Below are 1,221 nucleotides of genomic sequence, written 5' to 3' on the forward strand. Positions count from 1 at the left end.
CCTTTATCCTCGTACTAAAATCGAACGCCCCCAATCCCGGGGAAATTTGCGGAAATCTGCCCAACAGGGCCTCCTATCCGCCGGGGGTATCCCAGCCCGGTCTCCCTGGACAACAGGGCACACGGAGGCGGACGCGGCCAAAAAGGGGGCTCCTTTCTCACGGCTGTTCTCCGTCCTGCCCCTGGCCAGCAGTGGCAGGTGCTGCCGCGCTCTTGGTCTGCGCACTCCGTGCTGGACGCTTTGGCCTGGGCCGTGCAGCAACCGGCCGACACTTGCTGTCCAGGTAGGCGCGGGTGTCCGCGGGGACATAGGTCTCATACAGCTCCTCCAGGGCTCTCTCCAGTTCCTTCTGGGGCGAGCCCTTCTGCTGCTTCTGCAGAAAATACCGGAGAGCGTCCAGCCGCTCTGGCTCCATTGACACTTTCAGTTCAATCTTCTCCATCTCGGCCTCCTTCAGAATGTGTGGAACTCCATCCAGAACGCGTTTTCCAGTTCCTCCGGGCGGAAGGTCTCTGGCTGAGCGAAGCGCTGGGAGAACTGGTTCAGCTGTTTCTGGGTGAGGGAACAGAACTCACCGTAGTCCGTATCCCCCGCCAGGAAAAACGTACCGGAGATGATGTCGCGCCCTACCCGGCGATTGCCCTCCAGACCCATGAGCTTGCCCTCCTCATTGCACACCAGACAGACGCCGTCCAGGTAGACGATCTCAATGAGGCCGCCCACCATCTGCTGCATGGCCTCCAGTGTGTTTGGGATGGTCACCTCCTCCGGTGCCTTACCAGGTTTCACTTTTAGGACCGTGATCTCCGGCTCCTTTTGGAGCGCTGTTTCTTCCATATACTCCATGTTCGTTTCCTCCTCCAATCATGTGGGCAGATAGTATCGCGGGTTCGTGCGTTCTCCGTTGACACGCACCTCAAAGTGCAGGTGGGGACCGGTGGAGCGGCCAGTGGAACCAGACAGAGATACAATGTCTCCCGCCTCCACCGTCTGTCCCACTTGGACCAGCAGCTTGGAGTTGTGGGCGTACAAAGTGGACAGTCCGCTGCCGTGGTCCACCACCACGTAGTAGCCGTAGCTGCTGTTGTACTGGGCCACAGTGACTGTGCCGGGCAGAGCCGCCCGGATAGGGGTGTCGGTAGGTACGGACAGGTCCATGCCGGTGTGCCCTCTTGTCTCCCCGGTGAACGGATCGCTGCGGTAGCCGAACTCGGAGGTGAC

Annotated in this window: 3 protein-coding genes; all 3 read right to left on the reverse strand. The window is 60.3% G+C overall.

The genetic code is table 11. The features are described 5' to 3' along the window. Positions 1-157: 157 nt before the first annotated feature. Positions 158-442, reverse strand: coding sequence for a DUF6103 family protein (locus H6B31_RS16620; RefSeq protein ID WP_204899515.1), 285 nt, complete (start codon positions 440-442; stop codon positions 158-160). An 11-nt stretch (positions 443-453) separates the two neighbouring features. Continuing rightward, entirely contained in the window at positions 454-846 is a 393-nt protein-coding gene (locus H6B31_RS16625; protein ID WP_243419120.1) for a DUF3846 domain-containing protein, read from the reverse strand. An 18-nt stretch (positions 847-864) separates the two neighbouring features. After that, on the reverse strand, positions 865-1,221 hold a 357-nt coding region (locus H6B31_RS16630), incomplete at its 5' end, for a M23 family metallopeptidase (protein WP_204899516.1).

Origin of the sequence: Pseudoflavonifractor capillosus (assembly GCF_016899775.1) — a bacterium.
GTDB lineage: Bacteria > Bacillota > Clostridia > Oscillospirales > Oscillospiraceae > Lawsonibacter.

Bases quoted from the DNA above. Each gene is read 5' to 3' on its own strand.
- H6B31_RS16620 (WP_204899515.1), bottom strand. From the start codon at position 442: ATGGAGAAGATTGAACTGAAAGTGTCAATGGAGCCAGAGCGGCTGGAC.
- H6B31_RS16625 (WP_243419120.1), bottom strand. From the start codon at position 846: ATGGAGTATATGGAAGAAACAGCGCTCCAAAAGGAGCCGGAGATCACG.